The organism is Phenylobacterium sp., from assembly GCF_041691455.1.
Taxonomy (GTDB): domain Bacteria; phylum Pseudomonadota; class Alphaproteobacteria; order Caulobacterales; family Caulobacteraceae; genus Phenylobacterium.
Map to the genome: position 1 here is coordinate 141,185 of NZ_JBEPUO010000002.1, position 15,251 is coordinate 156,435.

Below are 15,251 nucleotides of genomic sequence, written 5' to 3' on the forward strand. Positions count from 1 at the left end.
TTCCAGTCCCGCCGCACCCTGAAGCCCCAGACGGCGCCGGGACTCTACGCCAGCACCTATTGGCCGGAGCGCGGGGCGGCCATCTGCCGGCGGCTGGCGGCTGGCGGCGGGCGAGAGCCTGAGGTCGATCTGCCGGACCGATCCCGCGATGCCCACGGAGAAGACGGTGTGGAACTGGGCGCGCGCGCGCCCGGAGTTCCGGGAGATGAAGCGTCATGCGCTGGAGACCGCACGGGCCGGGTCGCTGGCCGCCCAGGGCGAGCGCGACGCCGCGCGCCAGGCAAGGATCGGCCAGGGCCCCCGCCCAGCCTGGAACGCGGGCCTCGACGGCTATGAGACGGAGATCGCGAACGCGGTCTGCGACCGGGTGATGATGGGCGAGGCGCTGACGGCGATCTGCCGAGACCCGGCCATGCCCTCGCTCGGCACGGTCTACAACTGGCTGAGGCGCTATCCGGAGTTCCTGGCCGACTACCGGCGGTCCAAGGCCATGGTCGAGGACATCATGCTCGAACTGGCCTGCGAGACCCTGCCCTGGCTGGGCGACCGGAAGTCCTGGCCGATGCTGCGGCGAACGGTGAGGGCCGCTGAAAAACGCGCCGCGCGGCTGAGCCTGAAACGCTACGCCGAGCCGACGGGCCCCAGGGGGCTTGTGGTCAGCCTCGAGGACCCGGACGGGTCGGTGCGGGTGATCTATGGGGACCGCGAGGGGCCGGCGGCGGCGGCCGCGTCGGCGCCTAGCCCACGATCGGGTTCTCCTCGCCCCACCAGAGCGGGCTCCTCGGCAGGTCGATGAAGCGGCGCTCGTCCTCGAGCAGCAGGGCGCCCGCCGCCTGGGCCTCGGGGCGCTGGCCGTTGGCGGCCAGGGCCTCCAGGCTGTCGAACCAGAGCTCGGCCACGCCGTCGTACTCCGGCGGCGCGTCGCGGCTGGCGCGGATGCCGGCGCTGGCCTCGGCCGGCAGGCTGTGGAGCTGGACGTAGCGGCGGATCTGCAGGGTCCCGGCGACCGAAGCGACGAGCGGGCCGTGGGTGTTGATCCAGTAGTCCTGGAAGGCCTCGCGGCCCAGGTGCGGCAGGCGGGTCAGGCAGAAGGTGAGCTTGATCATGGGCTGAGCTTCGCGCCGGATCGCCGCGGCGGAAAGCCCCGACTGTGGCCGCGCGCGCATTGACAACCCAAAGGTGTTCCGTCCCACTGGCCGCGGGGGACAAGGCCAAGGCCAAGGAAAGCCGGGCATGTCTTTGGACACCGAGAGCGTAAGCCGACCGGGCAGCGGCCTGGTCTTCGTCAACTATTACGGCGACGGGGTGACCGACGCCTACCGCAGCGCCATCATCTCCGCCGAGAATTTCCTGGAGAGCCACTTCACCAATGCGGTGACGGTGGGGGTGAGCTTCGACCTGAAGTCGCTGGGCGCGACCTTCAGCGCGCAGAACGAGTTCGACAGCGTGCCGGTGAGCTATGCGACGCTGAGCGCCGCGCTCCGGGCGCATGCCACCACCGCCGACGACATCCTGGCGGTGAACGGCCTGCCGGCCGCAGACCCCTCGCACGGGGCCGGGTTCTCCATCCCCACCACCCAGGCGCGGATCCTGGGTCTGGCCCCGCAGAGCAACACCATCGACGACTCGGTGGTGCTGAACAGCGACCTGAACTTCACCTTCGGCCAGGACGCGATCGGGGCGCTGGAGCACGAGATCACCGAGGGGGTGTTCGGCCGGACCTCGAGCCTGGGGTTCGACGGGGCGCGGTTCGAGGCGCTCGACCTCTTCCGCTTCACGGCCGGCGGGGTGCGCGACTTCACCGGCGGCTCGGACGGCGCAGCCACCTTCTTCGGCATCGACAGCCAGCACGTCACCAACCTCGCCTTCCACAACTCGATCAGCGCCACGGGGATGAACGATGGCTTCGACCTGGGCGACTGGGACAACACCCGTGGCGACGCCTTCGGGCCGGGCGGGCCCGGGTCGCCGGGCACGGTGTCGACCACCGACCTTCGGGTGCTGGACGTGCTGGGCTGGAACCCCACCGGCTCGGGCGTCGGGTTCCAGCCGGCGCCGGACGAATTCGCCTCCAGCCTGACCGACGCCAGCCATCCGTTCGGCCAGCTGGCCGTCGGCGGCTCGGCGGCCGGCGCCCTACAGACCGCCGGCGACCGCGACTGGTTCGCCGTGCAGTTCCAGGCGGGCGACACCTACACAGTCAACCTGGTGGGCCGGGCCGGCGGGGGCGGGACGCTCGCCGACCCCTTCCTGCGGCTGCACGACGCCGGGGGCACGCTGCTGGCCTCCAACGACGACGTCACCGACGGCTCCGACCCGGACTCGCGGCTGGTGTTCACCGCGCCCTCCAGCGGGACGTTCTATGTCGAGGCCGGGTCCTTCGTGGATGGCTACACCGGGACCTACCGGGTCGACGTCAGCCAGACCGGGACGGGCGCCACCGCGGCCGGCGAGGTGCTGGTCGGCGCGGCGGGCGGCGACACCCTGCAGGGCGGGGCCGGCGGCGACACCATCACCGGCGGCGCCTCGGGGGTTAACTACCTGCGGGGCAACGACGGCGACGACGTGATCACGGGCGGGTCGGCCTTCGACGACATCAACGGCAACATGGGCAACGACACCCTGCACGGCGGAGCGGGCGACGACTGGGTGGTCGGCGGCAAGGGCAATGACGTCCAGTTCGGCGACGCCGGCAACGACGTGGTCTGGGGTAATCTCGGCAACGACACGCTGGACGGCGGCGACGGCGCCGATCAGGTGCGCGGCGGCCAGGGCGACGACGTGCTGAGCGGCGGGGCCGGGGATGACTTCATCTCCGGCGACCGGGGCAACGACACCGAGAGCGGCGGGGCCGGGGCGGACCTCTTCCACACCTCCCAGGACGCCGGCATCGACAAGGTGCTGGACTTCAACCTCGCCGAAGGCGACCGGGTGATGCTGGACCCTGGGACCACCTTCACGGTCAGCCAGGTGGGCGCCGACACGGTCATCGACTTCGGCGCCGGCAACGAGATGATCCTGGTGGGCGTGCAGATGTCGACGCTGACCGGGAACTGGATCTTCGGGAACTGAGCGGCCGACAGCAAGAGGCCCGCGATCGGGGAGGATCGCGGGCCTTGGCCGCCCCCTGGCGCTGGGAGAGTGGGGGCGGGCTGGCTGGGCCGGGGGGACCCACTATCGCCTAGGGCGAGGCGACAGATCTCTCAGCTGCGGCTGGCGAACTGGATGTTCGTGGCCACCTTGGCGTTGACCTCGTCGCGGACCGCGGCCTGGCAGGCGGCCTGCAGGCCCAGGCTGGTTTCGCGCAGGCAGAAGTGGCGGGCGGCGGTGTCGAGGCGCTGGGCGTAGGCGGCCTTGCCGGCGGCGCTGGCCATGTTCAGGTCGGCGACCTGGACGCTGGCTTGCGGCGGTTGGGCGTGGGCCGCGGTGGTCAGGGCGGCGGCGGGCAGGGCGGCCAGGGCCAGGGTGGCGAGGCTGGCGATGCGGGCGGTCAGCTTGGACATGTTCATGGTGGTTTCCCTCGTTCGAATGATGTGGGCGGCGCGGGCCGCCGATGAGGAGGGAATACTTGGGCGTGCTGTAGAAGTCCCGTGAAGCCTGCGTAATGACCTCGATTTAACAAAATTACCGAGGGTTAATTACTTAAACGGCTTGTAATGTTCAGGCCGCGTCGTGGTCCGGCACGCCGATCAGCTGCAGGAAGCTGACCGCCGCGGCGGACTTGCGCGGGACGTTGGCCAGCGCGTGCGCCGGCCTGGCCTCGACGCTGAGCGCGGCGACGATCCAGGCGCCGGGGAAGGCCTTGAGCTCGCGGTCGTCGAGGCCCTTCAGGTGCGGGCACCGGGCGAGCGCGCGCTCGGCGCAGGCGCGGTGCAGCGGCGCGATGGATCCGGCGTCGAGCAGCGGCTTGTCGTCAGGAAACTCCGGCGGCAGCCAGACACCCAGGCCCTTGGCGCGGATCTCGCCGGCGGTGGTCCAGCGGCCGGTCTGGGTCCAGCGGTCGCCCTCGGCGGTCGGCTCGCCGCACATCGGGCAGCGCATCTCGCGCACCGACTTGCGCTGCCGGAAGAGGTGATTGCGCGAGTACATCGGCCGGCCTTCGCCGGGGCGCTCGGCCTGGCCGATCGCCAGGGCCCCGTCGACGGAGGGGCAAGGCGCGACGCCGGTGACCTGCTCGCCCGACCAGCTGGTCACCCAGGGGACATCGACGCCGATGGTCAGCGGCGCTCCGGCGGCCCCGCTCACGCGGCGCCCGGCGCGGGCGTCGCCGGCGGCGGCGTGTCCGGAGTCAGCGAGATTCCCGGCAGCTTCGCGGCCGGGGCCGGCGGCGGGGCTGCAACCGGCGGGGTCGGCGCGGGCGGGCCCGGCGGCGCGCGGCGGACCGAGCTGATGCGGACCGGCTTGATCAGCATCTGGCCCTTCATGGCGCCGACGCCGGCGTTGGGATCGACGGGCAGGCCGAGGATCGTCTTGACCACCGCCATGCCGTCGACCACGCGGCCGAAGGCGGCGAAGCCCGGGTCCTTGGCGCTGGCGTCGAGGTAGGGTTGGTCGCCGATGCAGATGAACCAGTCGGACTGGGCCGAGCCCGGCGCGTGGCGGCCCATGGAGATGGTCCCCTCGGTGTGCTTCAGCCCGGTCTTGGCCGTGCTCTCGTGGGCGATCGGCGGCAGCACCTTCTTGGGATCGTTCTGCAGGCCGCCCTGGATCACCCCATAGTCGTTGCCGACCTGGCCCGCCGGCTTGGTGGCCCGGTAGAAGGTCGCTCCGTCGAAGAGCTTGCGGTCGACGTACTTCAGGAAGTTGCCCGCGGTGATCGGCGCCTTGTCGGCGAAGAGCTCCAGTGTGATCGGGCCCTGGGTGGTGTTGATCACCACGCGGGGGTTGGCCGGCTGGGCGAGGGCCGGCGCGGAAAACGCGCCGGCGAGGGCGAGGGCGAGGGCGAGAAGCGTGCGGCGCAGGAGCATGGCCGCCAGCCTACCGGGCGCGCCTCGAAATGGAAGGCGTTCCCGCGGGACCGCGGCGCGCCAAACGCAGCGAGGCCCGCGACCAGGGCATGGTCGCGGGCCTCGCTCGATCGCCCTGGGTCGGGGGAGAGCCGGGGCGAACGGTGGCGTCTTCAGCGCTGGGCGAGCTGGGTGGCGGGCGTGATCATCGCCAGCTTTTCCGTCACCTCGGTGCGGATGGCGACCCGGCAGGCGTGCTGGATCGTCAGGTCGCGTTCGTCGCCGCAGACCTGGCTGGCCGCCACGTTCAGGCGGTGGGCGAAGGCGGCCTTGCCGGCGGCGCTGGCCAGGTTCAGGTCGGCGATGCGCACCGACGACCGGGCGTGGGACGAGGCGGCGAACTGGGTGGTCGGCGCGATCGCCGCCAGCTTCTCGGTCACCTCGGCGCGGACCGCGGCCTTGCAGGCGAACTGGATGGAGAGGTTCCGCTCGTCGCCGCAGACCTGATCGGCCGCGACGTCGGTGCGATGGGCGAAGGCGGCCTGGCCGGCGGCGCTCGCCAGGTTCAGGTCGGAGATCTGAACCGTGGGCTGGGCGTGGGCGGCGGCGGCGAGCGTGACGCCGAGGGCGAGCGCGGCGAGGCCGGCGATACGGGTGGTGAAGTGGGACAAGGTGTTCTTCCTTTCGGGCTTCAATATCCCCCGTATGCACCACCACGAGTTGAGAGAGTCCTTAGATATAAGAATAACATATGATGACTCATACTTGCCAACAACCAGTTGCAACTAGGCGCAGGTGGTTGCAGGAAGTGACTTATACTGAATAAACAAATGACACTTTGATATACAATTAGAACTAATAGCTTGAATAATTCCAATAGGTCTTATGTATGCCAACGATGCGCGAAAATAAGCATCCGTGATTCTGATGTGTTCCTGAAGTCAGGACAGTTGTCGCGGGCGTAATTCTTCGCTATGCACCGGTCGAAATGGCGCCGGTTCAGGCTCGACAACTGGAGGTTGGCTATCGGTTGGGCGCGACGACCGCGTCTCAGCCGCCCGCGCCGGCGTGACAGCGCACGACAGTGTCGGTCTGGCCCGTGGCGCGCAGGCCCACAGGCATGAGTTCGAAGGTCTCCACCCGGCGGGCGCAGACCCGGCGCATGGCCGGGCCCTTGGCGATCTCGGTGAGCACGCGGGCCGAGAGCCTGGCCGAGCGGCCGTCCGGCGCGACGGTCACGATGTCGATCGTGACGGTTTCGCTGAGCTTGCCGGCGGCCAGGGTGCGCCGGCTCTGGGCGCGGGCCTCGGCTACCGTGCTGACGCCATAGGGGACGATCTTGTTGTCGTTGCCCAGCGCCTGGTCGGTGAACCGCGCGGCCGGGGCAAAGGTCGCGAAATAAGCGTCGAGCTGACCGGCGTTCCAGGCCCGCGACTGGCGTGCGACCAGGCCGCGGACCTCCGGCTCGCCGATGCGCGGCGCGGCGATGACCGGCCCCGCGAGCGCGACCAGCGCCAGCAAGAGCGCCCTCACGCCGGCCGCTCCAGCCAACGTGTCCGGTAGCCGTTGACCGCGGTGTCGCCCAGCCGGTCGAGCAGCCGCCAGTTGACCACTGCGCCTACCGGCGCGCCGATCAGCGGGACCATCTGGGCCATCTTCGGCAGGTCGATGTAGTCGCGGTATTCCATCTGGAAGGTCCGCCAGTCGAAGGTTTCGAAGGTCTCGGGATGGCGCCGTGCGTCCCAATCCTCGAGCGTGTCGAGCACCGCTGCACGGTGGTCGGCGCCGGAGAAGGCCAGCTCGAACAGGTGCAGGATATAGAGCCGCTCGGCGAAGAGCTCGCCCGAGTGGCCGTAGATCGCCGCCAGCTCGAAGAGCAGCTTGAGCTTGATGACCACCAGCGCCGGGAAGTCGGCCGCCGAAAGCCAGAAGCCGCCGGCCCCGGTGACCCCGCCCTCGGCCGCGGCGGTGGCCCGGTAGCCGAGGATCGCGCTCCGCGCCTTCCGGTCGCGCAGGCTGAGCGGCGCGTCCTTCAGGGGCGCGCTGAAGGTGGTGGCGTCGGCGCCCACCAGGATCGCCCGGGTCATCCGCTCGATGACGTCGGTGACCACGGCGTGGACCTTCTCCGGGATGATGCGGTTGATCCGCACCTGGACGGCGCCGGCCATGCGGTCGAGCCGGGTGGCCGGCTTCAGCATCCGGCGGCGCCAGTGCTCGACCTCGCCGCGCGCCCAGGCCTCGTAGGCGGGCTCCGAAAGTCCGGCGGGCGGGGTCGCGGCGGTCATGCGGGACGCCAGAAGTGGAAGGCCGACCAGCCCTCGCGCAGGGCGTTCAGGTCGAGGCCCAGCACCACGCCCAGGTTGGCGGCCCCGCGGAACAGGAGGGCGCTGGCGCCCGGAACCCAGAAGATCAGCAGCAGCAGGCCCACCATCACCAGGCCCTCGGCCTTGCGGATGTGCGGGGTGAGGGCGGCCGGCAGGAAGGGGCGGATGGCGCCGAACCCGTCGAGGCCGGGGATCGGCAGCAGGTTGAGAATCAGACCCATGGCCTGGAGGAAGGCCAGCACGCTCAGCGCCTCGAAAAGCGCGACGGAGCCTGCGCCCTCGACGCCCCAGCCGGTCCAGAAGGAGAGGCCGAAGGCCAGGATCAGCAGGACGACCAGGGTCGCCGCCGGTCCGGCCAGGGACGCGGCCGAGCGCCAGAGCCGCGTGCGGATCAGGTCGTTGCGGATGTAGACCGCCCCGCCTGGGAAGCCGACGCCGCCGAGCAGCAGGGCGATCAGCGGCAGGACCAGGCTGACGCCCAGGTCGCCGTAGCGCCTGGGATCGAACGAGAGATAGCCCTTTTCCGCCACCGTGCGGTCGCCGCCGAGCCAGGCGACCGCGGCATGGCTGAACTCGTGGGCCATCACCGAGAGGATCCAACCCACCATCACAAAGGCGAAGACCAGCGGCCCGCTGGGCCAGGCCACCAGAGCCGCGCCCAGGCCGAGCCAGAGCAAGAGGATGCCCGGCCCGACGAACGGATTGGGCCTGGATGGGGCCAGGGGCGGAGATACGGCGTCGTCGGTCACGCCGCGAGGCTTATCACATCGGCGGCTTGGCGCCGTTTTCCCCGACCGAGACGGAGTTGGTCACCATGCCGTTCGGCGTCTTGCCGACGACCATGAAGACCGGCGTGCCGACCTTGACCATCTCGCGCTTGCCGGGGCCGATCTGCACGACCGGGACGTTCGCGGGCACGGTGATGTGGCGCTTGCCGTAGGAATAGGAGACGTCGAGCTCGCGCGAGCCCTTCTTGCCGGCGACCACTTCGCCGACCGTGCCGTTGGTCATCATCGAGCCGGGCTTCAGGTCCCAGCCATAGTGGCCTTCGCCCATCTTCACGCCGGGCGGGAAGACGTGCACTTCCAGCGACTTGCCCATGCCGTCCTTGCCGGGCATCTCGGTGGTGCCGATGAAGCTGCCGGTCTGGATGGCGTCGATGGCCACCGGCTTCATCACGGCGACGGACCAGGAGGGGGTCAGGCCGACGACCTGCGGCCCCTTGTCGGTCTTCACGGTGAGCGAGGTCTCGGTCATGGCGGTCACCGTGCCGCGAACGATGGGCGGCGGGCCGGCCGGCGCGGCCGGGGCGGGGGTCTGGGCCGCGGCGACGGTGGCGGAAAGGGCGAGGGCGGCGAGCGCCGTGGCGGCGGTGCGGATCATGGACGTTTCCCTTTGAGGCTCTGAAAGGCGGCGGCTCGTTGTAACTGAACGCCGTTCATCTGCGCAGATAGAAAGCGCGGCCCTGGCGGTCAATGCGTGACCCTACCGAGCCCTGCGGGCCGCCGCGGTTTCAGCGCGCACCCGCTTGAACTCGGAGTCCGCGTTCCAGACCGGCCAGCCGGGCGAGTTGGCCAGGTCGCGGCCCACCTCATAGAAGAGTGCGATGTCCTGGGCGGCGCCGCGCAGATCCCAGTCGGGGCTCCAGTTGTCGCAGACCTGATGGTAGCACCTGGTGGTGTAGTCGTTGACCCAGCGGTCGCCGGCTTCGCGGCCGCCCTGGACCAGGTCCGGACCCGCCGCCATCCCCATGATCAGCGCCGTCGGCACGCCGCGCTTGGCGACGCTGAAGTGGTCGGCCCGGTAGAACAGCGCCCGCTCCGGATGCGGGTCAGGCGTGATGGCGCGGCCTTGCCGGGCGGCGGCCTTCACGAGATCGGCCTCGAGCGAGTCCTTGCCGGACCCGACCAGGATCAGGTCGTGGCTGGGGCCCGCGGTCTGCACCACGTCCATCGTGAAGTTGGCCGCGGTGGTGGCCAGCGGGAACACCGGATGGGTCGCGTAATATTCGCTGCCCAGGAGGCCGCGCTCCTCGGCCGTCCAGACCCCGAACGCGACGGTGCGCTCAGGCTTCGGGCCCTTGGCGAAGGCGCGCGCGATCTCCAGTACGCCGGCCACCCCCATGCCGTCGTCGATGGCGCCGTGGCGCACCGGATCGCCGGCGGCGTCCGGCGGCCCCATGCCGAAGGCGTCCCAGTGGGCGGCGAACATCACGCTTTCCTTCGGCCGCCGGGTCCCGGGGATCTGGGCCAGCACATTGTGGCTGACCAGGCGCGCGGTCTTGATCCCCAGCTCGGCGGAGAAGCTCGCGCCTTTCAGCGCCACCGGCCGGAAGCCGGCGGTCCGTGCACGGACCTTCTCGGCCTCGAAGTCGAGACCGGCCTTCTTGAAGAGATCGACGGCGACGTCGCGCTGGATCCAGCCCTGCAGCAGCGGGTGGACCTTGGCGGGATCGGTCTGCACCACGTCATAGCTGTCGCCATTGGACGCCACGACCGTCGACCAGGGATAGGCCGCGCCCGCCGTCTCGTGGACGATGAGCGCGCCCAGCGCGCCCTGGCGGGCGGCTTCCTCGAATTTGTAGATCCAGCGCCCATAATAGGTCGCGGCCTTGCCGCCGAACTTGCCGGCCACCGGCTCGCCGGGCAGGGCCTCGAAGTCGGGATCATTGATCAGGATGACGGCGATCTTGCCCTTCAGGTCGACGCCCTTGAAGTCGTCCCAGCCGCGTTCGGGCGCGGTGACGCCATAGCCCACGAAGACCAGGGGGGCGTCCTCGATCTTCACCTCGGCGACCGGGCGCTGGGTCCAGGCCATGATCTCCTGGGTTTCGGCGAGTTCGCGCGGCGCGCCGCCGGCGGCGAGCCGGAACTTCGCCCCCGGCTGCACCTGGAAGCGGATCAGCGGCACCGCCTGGGTCCAGCCGCCCTTGTCGCCGGCGGGCTTCAGGCCCAGCGCCTTGAACTGACCGATCAGGTAGTCGAGCGTCCCCGGCTCGCCCGGGCCCCCCGGCGCGCGGCCGGCAAGCTTGGAGTCGGCCAGGACCTTCACATGGGCCGAGAGGCGCTCCGGCGAGATCGGGCCGGCGGCGGGCAGGGCGAAGGCGGGAGAGGCCGCGAGCGTCAGGGCGGCGGCGTAGGCGAGTGAGGGGATGCGCATGGCGTGACAGTAGCCCCAATTCTCGTGGCGGCCAGTCCGCCTGCGGTTGCGATCGCACCTCGGGCACGCATCGCGGCCCTCGCGCGTTGGGCTGGCGAAGGAGTCTCAACCCATGCGCCGCCTCGCCCTCGTCCTGATGATCCTGCCCACGCTCGCGGGCTGCGCCAGCCAGGGCGACGCGTCCGTGAAGCGGTCCGTCGATGCGGTGGTGCAGGACGAGAGCCAGCGGCAGAAGGTGCTCGCCGCGATCAACGCCGGCGCGACGCCGGACGAGGCCCTGGCCAAGGTCTCCGACGGCCCGAAGACCGAAAAGAACGGCCCGAAATAGCGCCCAAACGAAAGGGCCGGCGCCTCGCGGCCCCGGCCCTCCGTTGGTTTGCGCGACTCCCGAAGGAGCCGGCGTCAGTCCTTAGGCGCTTTGCAGCTGGCCGGCGGACGTCTTGCCATTGCGCGGGTCTTTTTCCAGCTCGTAGCTGATCTTTTGACCCTCGTTCAGCGAAGACATGTTCGCGCGCTCGACGGCCGAGATGTGCACGAACACGTCTTGTCCGCCGTCATCCGGCTGAATGAAACCAAAGCCTTTTTGGCCGTTGAACCACTTCACGACACCAGTCGCCATATCAGTATCCCCTTCCGGGTATCTAAGTATTCACGCGCCCACGATGGGCGGCGAGATCAAATTTTCGGAGAGGGTCGAGGGCGGTTCCGGCGCCCGATTGCGAAATCGGGGATGGAGAGCGGGCGAGCCAAAACGATATTCGATGCCGCATGCTCCCACGATGAGTAGCAAGACGCAAGGAAAATCCCCCTAGCTTTGCCGAAAGGGGGAGACAGCGCGCTGTTTTACCTATAGAAATCTTATCCCTTAATCATTTCGTAATCCCAGGCTCGCGGCGGTGCGCCGCGCTTTGGAAGGATCACACCCATGGCCATACGTGGCGCAGCCGATCGCGAAACCCTTACCGTGGCGCGCCACGAAGGCCGCTGGGCCGTGGAGCATCAGGGCGTTTTCTCCGACCACACCGCCGAGAAGGAAGAGGCCAAGGCCGCCGCCAACAAACGCGCCCGCGCCCTCCAGGACTCCGGCCGCGCCTGCCAGGTGCGGGTGAGCGGCGAACACGGCTTCTTCGCGGACGCCTGAGATGGTTTCCCCCAACGCGCAAAAGCCCACCCGCCGCCGCGGCTCCGCCGCCGAAGAAGCCCGCATGGCCATCGAAGCCGCCGACGCCGACGGCGTGAAGCGCGCGGCCATGACGCTGCGCATGACGCTGCGCGACGTCTCCGAGCTGAAGCGCGACCCCAAGGTCGCCATGGCCGACATCAGCTACAGCCCCGACGGCATGCGCTATCTGGGCGTGGCCGTGGACCAGGGCGGGGTGACGCAATCCACCCTGGACCGCGGCGACACCTCCTACGTCCGCGGCGCGGCCGCCGAGGCGCCTCCGGCCAAGCCGAAGGCGACCCGCAAGAAGGCGGTCAAGAAGGTCGTGGCGACGCCCGAGGCCGTCGCCTAGGCGCTACTTCTTCAGGGACGCCTGGATCGCCCTGATCTTGTCGAGGTGCATCTGGACCTTCGGCGCGGTCTTGGCCGCCCCGTCCTTCAGGCCGGCGTCGGAGCCGTCCTTGGCATAGCCATCCATCAAGGTCAGCGCCTCTTCGTGGGCGGCGACCTGCTGGTCGACATAGGTCTTGTCGAAGTCGGCGTCGCTGGCGGACTTCAGGTTGTCGATGAAGCCCTGCCGGCGCTGGTCGAGCTTGACCGCGGGTGTCTGGCCGGCGGCGTTGGCCAGCGGCGCCATCGCCTTGGAGGTCGCCGTATGGTCGGCGACCATCATCTTGGCGAAGCTCTTGATGTCGGCGGTCTTGGAGCGGGCCTGAGCGATCTTCGCCGCCTCGATCTCATACATGTCGCTCTGGCTGGCGTTGGAGACGAAGGCGCCGGTGTCGTGCGAGCCCAGCGTCGCGGCCGAGGTCGCGCCGACCGCGGCGCCCGTGGCGTCCTGGGCCTTGTCGACCGCAGCGCCCGCGGCGTCGGCGGTGTTGCTGGCGGCGGTGCTCGCCGAACTGGCGGCGTCGGTGGCGGTCGTGCTCGCCGGCTTGTTGCAGGCGGCCAGCGACAGCACGGCGGCGGAGGCGGCGGCGAGGAGGATGGCGGATTTCATGAGGCAGTGTCTCCCGGTGACTAGGTTCGGGAGCAGAAAGGCGCCTCATGGCGCTTGGTTCCGCCGTTCGGTCAACGCCGCCTCGGCCCCCTTCTCCCCTCGCCACGCTTGACGCCGTCGCGCCGGCAGGGCTCATCCGCGGGCATGAACGACACGCCCGACGAACGCGCCGCCGCCAAACGCAAGCTGATCGGCCGCGCCATGGTGGTGGGCCTGCTGCTGCTGGTGGCGGTCTATGCGATCGCCACCTTCCGTCCGCACTAAGGGCGCTACTTCGCCTCGGCGGCGGCCTTCATCGCGTTGATCAGGACGGTGAACTGCTTGGTGCGGTTGTCCTTGTCCTTGGCCTTGTCTTCCGCCTCGTGCTTGGGAAGCGCGTCGGCGTCGTAGACCAGGGTGTAGAGCAGCTTGGAGTGGCCCTTGTCGACCGGGCGGATCTCCACGGTGCCATGATAGTCGATCGGCGACTTCGGCTGGCTGTAGCTGTAGCTCCAGGCGGTGCTGGCGACGAGCAGCTCGGTCACGCGGCCGGCGATCACGCGGATCGCGCCCATCTCGTGATCCTTGCCCGAGGTGATCTCGCAGGTGGTCTTGAACCAGCCGCCGATCTGGCAATAGCCGTTGATCTTCGGCCACGCCTTGTCGGCCGGGGCATTGACCACGACCTCCAGCGGAACGGTCACGAAGTCGGCGGCGCGGGCGAGCCCGGCGGAAAGGCCCAGCGCGGCGAGCGCAATGGCGGTGGTCTTCAGCAGCATCTTTGTTGTCCCCCCAGAATGATTGGTATGGAGTTGGCCACAGCTCGCCCCGGCGGCCAAGGGCGTAGTAGGCTCAGGCCCGGCATTTCGAGACCCCGCATGCGCCCTTCTATCGCTCATACGCTGGCGACCAGCGCCCTTCTGGCCCTGCTTTGGACGGGCGCCGCGGCGGCGGGCGGCTACAAGCCCCCGCGCACCGCGTCAGGGCGGCCCGACCTGCAGGGCCTGTGGACCAACGCCTCGCTCACCCATCTCGAGCGGATGAAGGAGTTCGGCGCGCTGGTGATCACCGAGGCCGAGGCCAGCGCCTACGAGGCCAGGCAGGACGGGGCGCCGGTGGTGCCGGGCGACAACGTCGACCAGGCGAAGACCGAATGGTGGGACCAGGGCGGCTATCTGGGGCGGCTCGGCGGCGAGGTCAGGACCTCGTGGATCGTCGACCCGCCGGACGGGCGGCTTCCCTATACCGAGGCGGGCGAAAAGACCGTCCAGCGCAGCATCGCGGGCCTCCTCACCGCCTTCGACGGCCCCGAGGCGCGGACCGCGGCGGACCGCTGCCTGCTGGGCTCAGGCGGCGTCTCCGGCCCGCCGATGCTGAACACCGGCTACAACAACAACTACCAGATCGTGCAGACGCCGGAGCACCTGGCGATCGTCGTCGAGATGAACCACGACACGCGGATCATACCGCTGAAGGCCGGGCCGCCGGCGCCGGACCAGATCCAGCCGTGGATGGGCCGCTCGGTTGGGCGGTGGGAGGGCGACACCCTGGTGGTGGAGACCGACCGGTTCAATCCGACCGGGTCCTGGCGCTCGCCGGGTCACTTCTATCTGTCCTCGCAGGCCCACGTGACGGAGCGCTTCACGCGTACCGGCCGCGACGAGATCCGCTATGAATTCACGGTGAGCGATCCGGCGATCTTCAGCCGCACCTGGCGCGGAGAGATGGCGCTTCGGCGCGCCAAGGGACCGATCTATGAGGTCGCCTGCCACGAAGGGAATTACGCGATGAGCGGCATGCTGGCCGGCGGCCGCCAGAAGGAGCGGGAAGCGGCCCAGGCCGCCTCGGCAGGGCGTTAGCCGATCAGCTTTTCGAGCTCGGCCGCGTCGATGTCCTCGTTGGACCAGACGTGCTGGACGTCGTCCTCGTCGTCGAGGGACTCCAGCAGTTTCATCAGGGTCGCCGCGGCGTCCCCGGTGACCGGCGTGCGCGCCTTGGGTCGCCAGGCGACGGCGGTGGACTTCGCGGCGCCGAGCGCGGCCTCGAGGGCTCCCGCGACCTCGGAGAGGTCTTCGAAGGCGGTGTAGATGGTGTGTTCCTCGTCGTCGGACTCCACGTCCTCGGCGCCAGCCTCGATCGCGGCTTCCATGATCTTCTCTTCTGAGCCGGCGGAGGCCGCATAGGTGATCTGGCCCACCCGATCCCACATGAAGGCGACCGAGCCGGTCTCGCCGAGGTTGCCGCCGTTCTTGGAGAAGGTGGACCGCACGTTGGAGGCCGCCCGGTTGCGGTTGTCGGTCAGCACCTCGACGATCACGCCGACGCCGCCCGGGCCGAAGCCTTCGTAGCGGATCTCCTCATAGGCCTCGGCGTCGCCACCGCTGGCCTTCTTGATGGCGCGGTCGATGACGTCCTTGGGCAGGGACTCGCCCTTGGCGTTGTTCACCGCCAGCCGCAGGCGCGCGTTCATCGCGGGGTCGGGCAGGCCGGCCTTGGCCGCCACGGTGATCTCGCGGGAGAGCTTGGAGAACAGCTTCGAGCGCGCGGAGTCCGCGCGGCCCTTGCGGTGCATGATGTTCTTGAACTTGGAATGTCCGGCCATGATCCGTCCGCGCGGGTCCTGTATGAGGGAGCCGTGTTCTAGCCTTGGCGGGCGGCGTTCGGAACCCCCGCCATGCGGG

Annotated in this window: 20 protein-coding genes; 6 read left to right on the forward strand and 14 right to left on the reverse strand. The window is 69.7% G+C overall.

Translation table 11 applies throughout. From position 1 onward, the window contains the following. The first annotated feature begins 100 nt into the window (after nucleotides 1–100). Nucleotides 101–796 carry a hypothetical protein gene (locus tag ACESMY_RS04385; RefSeq protein ID WP_372783386.1) on the forward strand — a complete coding sequence of 232 codons (696 nt, stop codon included), beginning with the start codon at nucleotides 101–103 and terminating at the stop codon, nucleotides 794–796. Here ACESMY_RS04385 and ACESMY_RS04390 read toward each other — a convergent pair. Beyond that, on the reverse strand, nucleotides 738–1,106 hold the full coding sequence (locus ACESMY_RS04390; RefSeq protein ID WP_372782594.1) for an EthD domain-containing protein: 369 nt from the start codon (nucleotides 1,104–1,106) through the stop codon (nucleotides 738–740). The two genes, ACESMY_RS04385 and ACESMY_RS04390, sit on opposite strands and share 59 nt — an antisense overlap. A 127-nt stretch (nucleotides 1,107–1,233) precedes the next feature. Between ACESMY_RS04390 and ACESMY_RS04395 the strand changes: the two genes are divergently transcribed. Beyond that, the gene (locus ACESMY_RS04395; RefSeq protein WP_372782596.1) at nucleotides 1,234–3,072 is read left to right on the forward strand and encodes an NF038122 family metalloprotease; all 1,839 of its coding nucleotides are present in this window, start codon (nucleotides 1,234–1,236) and stop codon (nucleotides 3,070–3,072) included. A 131-nt stretch (nucleotides 3,073–3,203) separates the two neighbouring features. Here ACESMY_RS04395 and ACESMY_RS04400 read toward each other — a convergent pair whose 3' ends face one another. The 9 genes from ACESMY_RS04400 to ACESMY_RS04440 form a co-directional block, all read right to left on the reverse strand. Beyond that, complete coding sequence (locus ACESMY_RS04400; protein WP_372782598.1) at nucleotides 3,204–3,509, reverse strand: UrcA family protein; 306 nt, start codon at nucleotides 3,507–3,509, stop codon at nucleotides 3,204–3,206. Nucleotides 3,510–3,660: 151 nt separating this feature from the next. Beyond that, on the reverse strand, nucleotides 3,661–4,245 hold the full coding sequence (locus ACESMY_RS04405) for a hypothetical protein (protein ID WP_372782600.1): 585 nt from the start codon (nucleotides 4,243–4,245) through the stop codon (nucleotides 3,661–3,663). Further along, nucleotides 4,242–4,967 (reverse strand): peptidylprolyl isomerase, encoded by a 726-nt coding sequence (locus ACESMY_RS04410; protein WP_372782602.1) that lies wholly within the window; start codon nucleotides 4,965–4,967, stop codon nucleotides 4,242–4,244. Before ACESMY_RS04410 ends, ACESMY_RS04405 begins: the two co-directional genes overlap by 4 nt. Nucleotides 4,968–5,119: 152 nt before the next feature. Then, on the reverse strand, nucleotides 5,120–5,617 hold the full coding sequence (locus ACESMY_RS04415) for a UrcA family protein (RefSeq protein WP_372782604.1): 498 nt from the start codon (nucleotides 5,615–5,617) through the stop codon (nucleotides 5,120–5,122). A 379-nt stretch (nucleotides 5,618–5,996) separates the two neighbouring features. Beyond that, nucleotides 5,997–6,479 (reverse strand): hypothetical protein, encoded by a 483-nt coding sequence (locus ACESMY_RS04420; protein ID WP_372782606.1) that lies wholly within the window; start codon nucleotides 6,477–6,479, stop codon nucleotides 5,997–5,999. Next, nucleotides 6,476–7,231: an EcsC family protein gene (locus tag ACESMY_RS04425; RefSeq protein ID WP_372782608.1), complete on the reverse strand. Its 756-nt coding sequence runs from the start codon at nucleotides 7,229–7,231 to the stop codon at nucleotides 6,476–6,478. The genes ACESMY_RS04420 and ACESMY_RS04425 overlap by 4 nt, the downstream gene beginning before the upstream one ends. Continuing rightward, on the reverse strand, nucleotides 7,228–8,019 hold the full coding sequence (locus ACESMY_RS04430; RefSeq protein ID WP_372782610.1) for a site-2 protease family protein: 792 nt from the start codon (nucleotides 8,017–8,019) through the stop codon (nucleotides 7,228–7,230). Before ACESMY_RS04430 ends, ACESMY_RS04425 begins: the two co-directional genes overlap by 4 nt. Before the next feature lie 13 nt (nucleotides 8,020–8,032). Further along, a complete protein-coding gene (locus ACESMY_RS04435) occupies nucleotides 8,033–8,653 on the reverse strand; it encodes a hypothetical protein (RefSeq protein ID WP_372782612.1) in 621 nt (206 codons plus the stop codon). 102 nt (nucleotides 8,654–8,755) lie between these two features. Then, nucleotides 8,756–10,429 (reverse strand): M28 family metallopeptidase, encoded by a 1,674-nt coding sequence (locus ACESMY_RS04440; RefSeq protein WP_372782614.1) that lies wholly within the window; start codon nucleotides 10,427–10,429, stop codon nucleotides 8,756–8,758. 112 nt (nucleotides 10,430–10,541) lie between these two features. On the opposite strand from ACESMY_RS04440, the gene ACESMY_RS04445 reads away from it, so the two are divergent. Further along, a complete protein-coding gene (locus tag ACESMY_RS04445; RefSeq protein ID WP_372782616.1) occupies nucleotides 10,542–10,757 on the forward strand; it encodes a hypothetical protein in 216 nt (71 codons plus the stop codon). An 81-nt stretch (nucleotides 10,758–10,838) separates the two neighbouring features. Here the strand turns inward: ACESMY_RS04445 and ACESMY_RS04450 are convergent, their stop codons facing one another. Then, a complete protein-coding gene (locus ACESMY_RS04450) occupies nucleotides 10,839–11,048 on the reverse strand; it encodes a cold-shock protein (RefSeq protein WP_293371733.1) in 210 nt (69 codons plus the stop codon). 306 nt (nucleotides 11,049–11,354) lie between these two features. Between ACESMY_RS04450 and ACESMY_RS04455 the strand changes: the two genes are divergently transcribed. Further along, nucleotides 11,355–11,570, forward strand: coding sequence for a hypothetical protein (locus tag ACESMY_RS04455; protein ID WP_372782618.1), 216 nt, complete (start codon nucleotides 11,355–11,357; stop codon nucleotides 11,568–11,570). A 1-nt stretch (nucleotide 11,571) separates the two neighbouring features. Beyond that, nucleotides 11,572–11,943 (forward strand): hypothetical protein, encoded by a 372-nt coding sequence (locus tag ACESMY_RS04460; RefSeq protein ID WP_372782620.1) that lies wholly within the window; start codon nucleotides 11,572–11,574, stop codon nucleotides 11,941–11,943. Between the two features lie 3 nt (nucleotides 11,944–11,946). Here the strand turns inward: ACESMY_RS04460 and ACESMY_RS04465 are convergent, their stop codons facing one another. Both ACESMY_RS04465 and ACESMY_RS04470 read right to left on the reverse strand, forming a co-directional pair. Continuing rightward, nucleotides 11,947–12,591 carry a DUF4142 domain-containing protein gene (locus tag ACESMY_RS04465; protein ID WP_372782622.1) on the reverse strand — a complete coding sequence of 215 codons (645 nt, stop codon included), beginning with the start codon at nucleotides 12,589–12,591 and terminating at the stop codon, nucleotides 11,947–11,949. Nucleotides 12,592–12,860: 269 nt separating this feature from the next. Next, nucleotides 12,861–13,349, reverse strand: a complete 489-nt coding sequence (locus tag ACESMY_RS04470) for an SRPBCC family protein (protein WP_372782624.1) — start codon at nucleotides 13,347–13,349, stop codon at nucleotides 12,861–12,863. A 99-nt stretch (nucleotides 13,350–13,448) separates the two neighbouring features. Between ACESMY_RS04470 and ACESMY_RS04475 the strand changes: the two genes are divergently transcribed. Next, complete coding sequence (locus ACESMY_RS04475) at nucleotides 13,449–14,429, forward strand: hypothetical protein (protein ID WP_372782626.1); 981 nt, start codon at nucleotides 13,449–13,451, stop codon at nucleotides 14,427–14,429. On the opposite strand, the gene ACESMY_RS04480 is transcribed toward ACESMY_RS04475, so the two are convergent. Continuing rightward, on the reverse strand, nucleotides 14,426–15,172 hold the full coding sequence (locus ACESMY_RS04480; RefSeq protein WP_372782628.1) for a YebC/PmpR family DNA-binding transcriptional regulator: 747 nt from the start codon (nucleotides 15,170–15,172) through the stop codon (nucleotides 14,426–14,428). The two genes, ACESMY_RS04475 and ACESMY_RS04480, sit on opposite strands and share 4 nt — an antisense overlap. Between the last annotated feature and the right edge of the window lie 79 nt (nucleotides 15,173–15,251).

Bases quoted from the DNA above. Each gene is read 5' to 3' on its own strand.
- ACESMY_RS04440 (WP_372782614.1), bottom strand. From the start codon at position 10,429: ATGCGCATCCCCTCACTCGCCTACGCCGCCGCCCTGACGCTCGCGGCC.
- ACESMY_RS04425 (WP_372782608.1), bottom strand. From the start codon at position 7,231: ATGACCGCCGCGACCCCGCCCGCCGGACTTTCGGAGCCCGCCTACGAG.
- ACESMY_RS04470 (WP_372782624.1), bottom strand. From the start codon at position 13,349: ATGCTGCTGAAGACCACCGCCATTGCGCTCGCCGCGCTGGGCCTTTCC.
- ACESMY_RS04475 (WP_372782626.1), top strand. From the start codon at position 13,449: ATGCGCCCTTCTATCGCTCATACGCTGGCGACCAGCGCCCTTCTGGCC.
- ACESMY_RS04395 (WP_372782596.1), top strand. From the start codon at position 1,234: ATGTCTTTGGACACCGAGAGCGTAAGCCGACCGGGCAGCGGCCTGGTC.
- ACESMY_RS04460 (WP_372782620.1), top strand. From the start codon at position 11,572: ATGGTTTCCCCCAACGCGCAAAAGCCCACCCGCCGCCGCGGCTCCGCC.
- ACESMY_RS04450 (WP_293371733.1), bottom strand. From the start codon at position 11,048: ATGGCGACTGGTGTCGTGAAGTGGTTCAACGGCCAAAAAGGCTTTGGT.
- ACESMY_RS04410 (WP_372782602.1), bottom strand. From the start codon at position 4,967: ATGCTCCTGCGCCGCACGCTTCTCGCCCTCGCCCTCGCCCTCGCCGGC.
- ACESMY_RS04465 (WP_372782622.1), bottom strand. From the start codon at position 12,591: ATGAAATCCGCCATCCTCCTCGCCGCCGCCTCCGCCGCCGTGCTGTCG.
- ACESMY_RS04445 (WP_372782616.1), top strand. From the start codon at position 10,542: ATGCGCCGCCTCGCCCTCGTCCTGATGATCCTGCCCACGCTCGCGGGC.
- ACESMY_RS04455 (WP_372782618.1), top strand. From the start codon at position 11,355: ATGGCCATACGTGGCGCAGCCGATCGCGAAACCCTTACCGTGGCGCGC.
- ACESMY_RS04390 (WP_372782594.1), bottom strand. From the start codon at position 1,106: ATGATCAAGCTCACCTTCTGCCTGACCCGCCTGCCGCACCTGGGCCGC.
- ACESMY_RS04480 (WP_372782628.1), bottom strand. From the start codon at position 15,172: ATGGCCGGACATTCCAAGTTCAAGAACATCATGCACCGCAAGGGCCGC.
- ACESMY_RS04400 (WP_372782598.1), bottom strand. From the start codon at position 3,509: ATGAACATGTCCAAGCTGACCGCCCGCATCGCCAGCCTCGCCACCCTG.
- ACESMY_RS04435 (WP_372782612.1), bottom strand. From the start codon at position 8,653: ATGATCCGCACCGCCGCCACGGCGCTCGCCGCCCTCGCCCTTTCCGCC.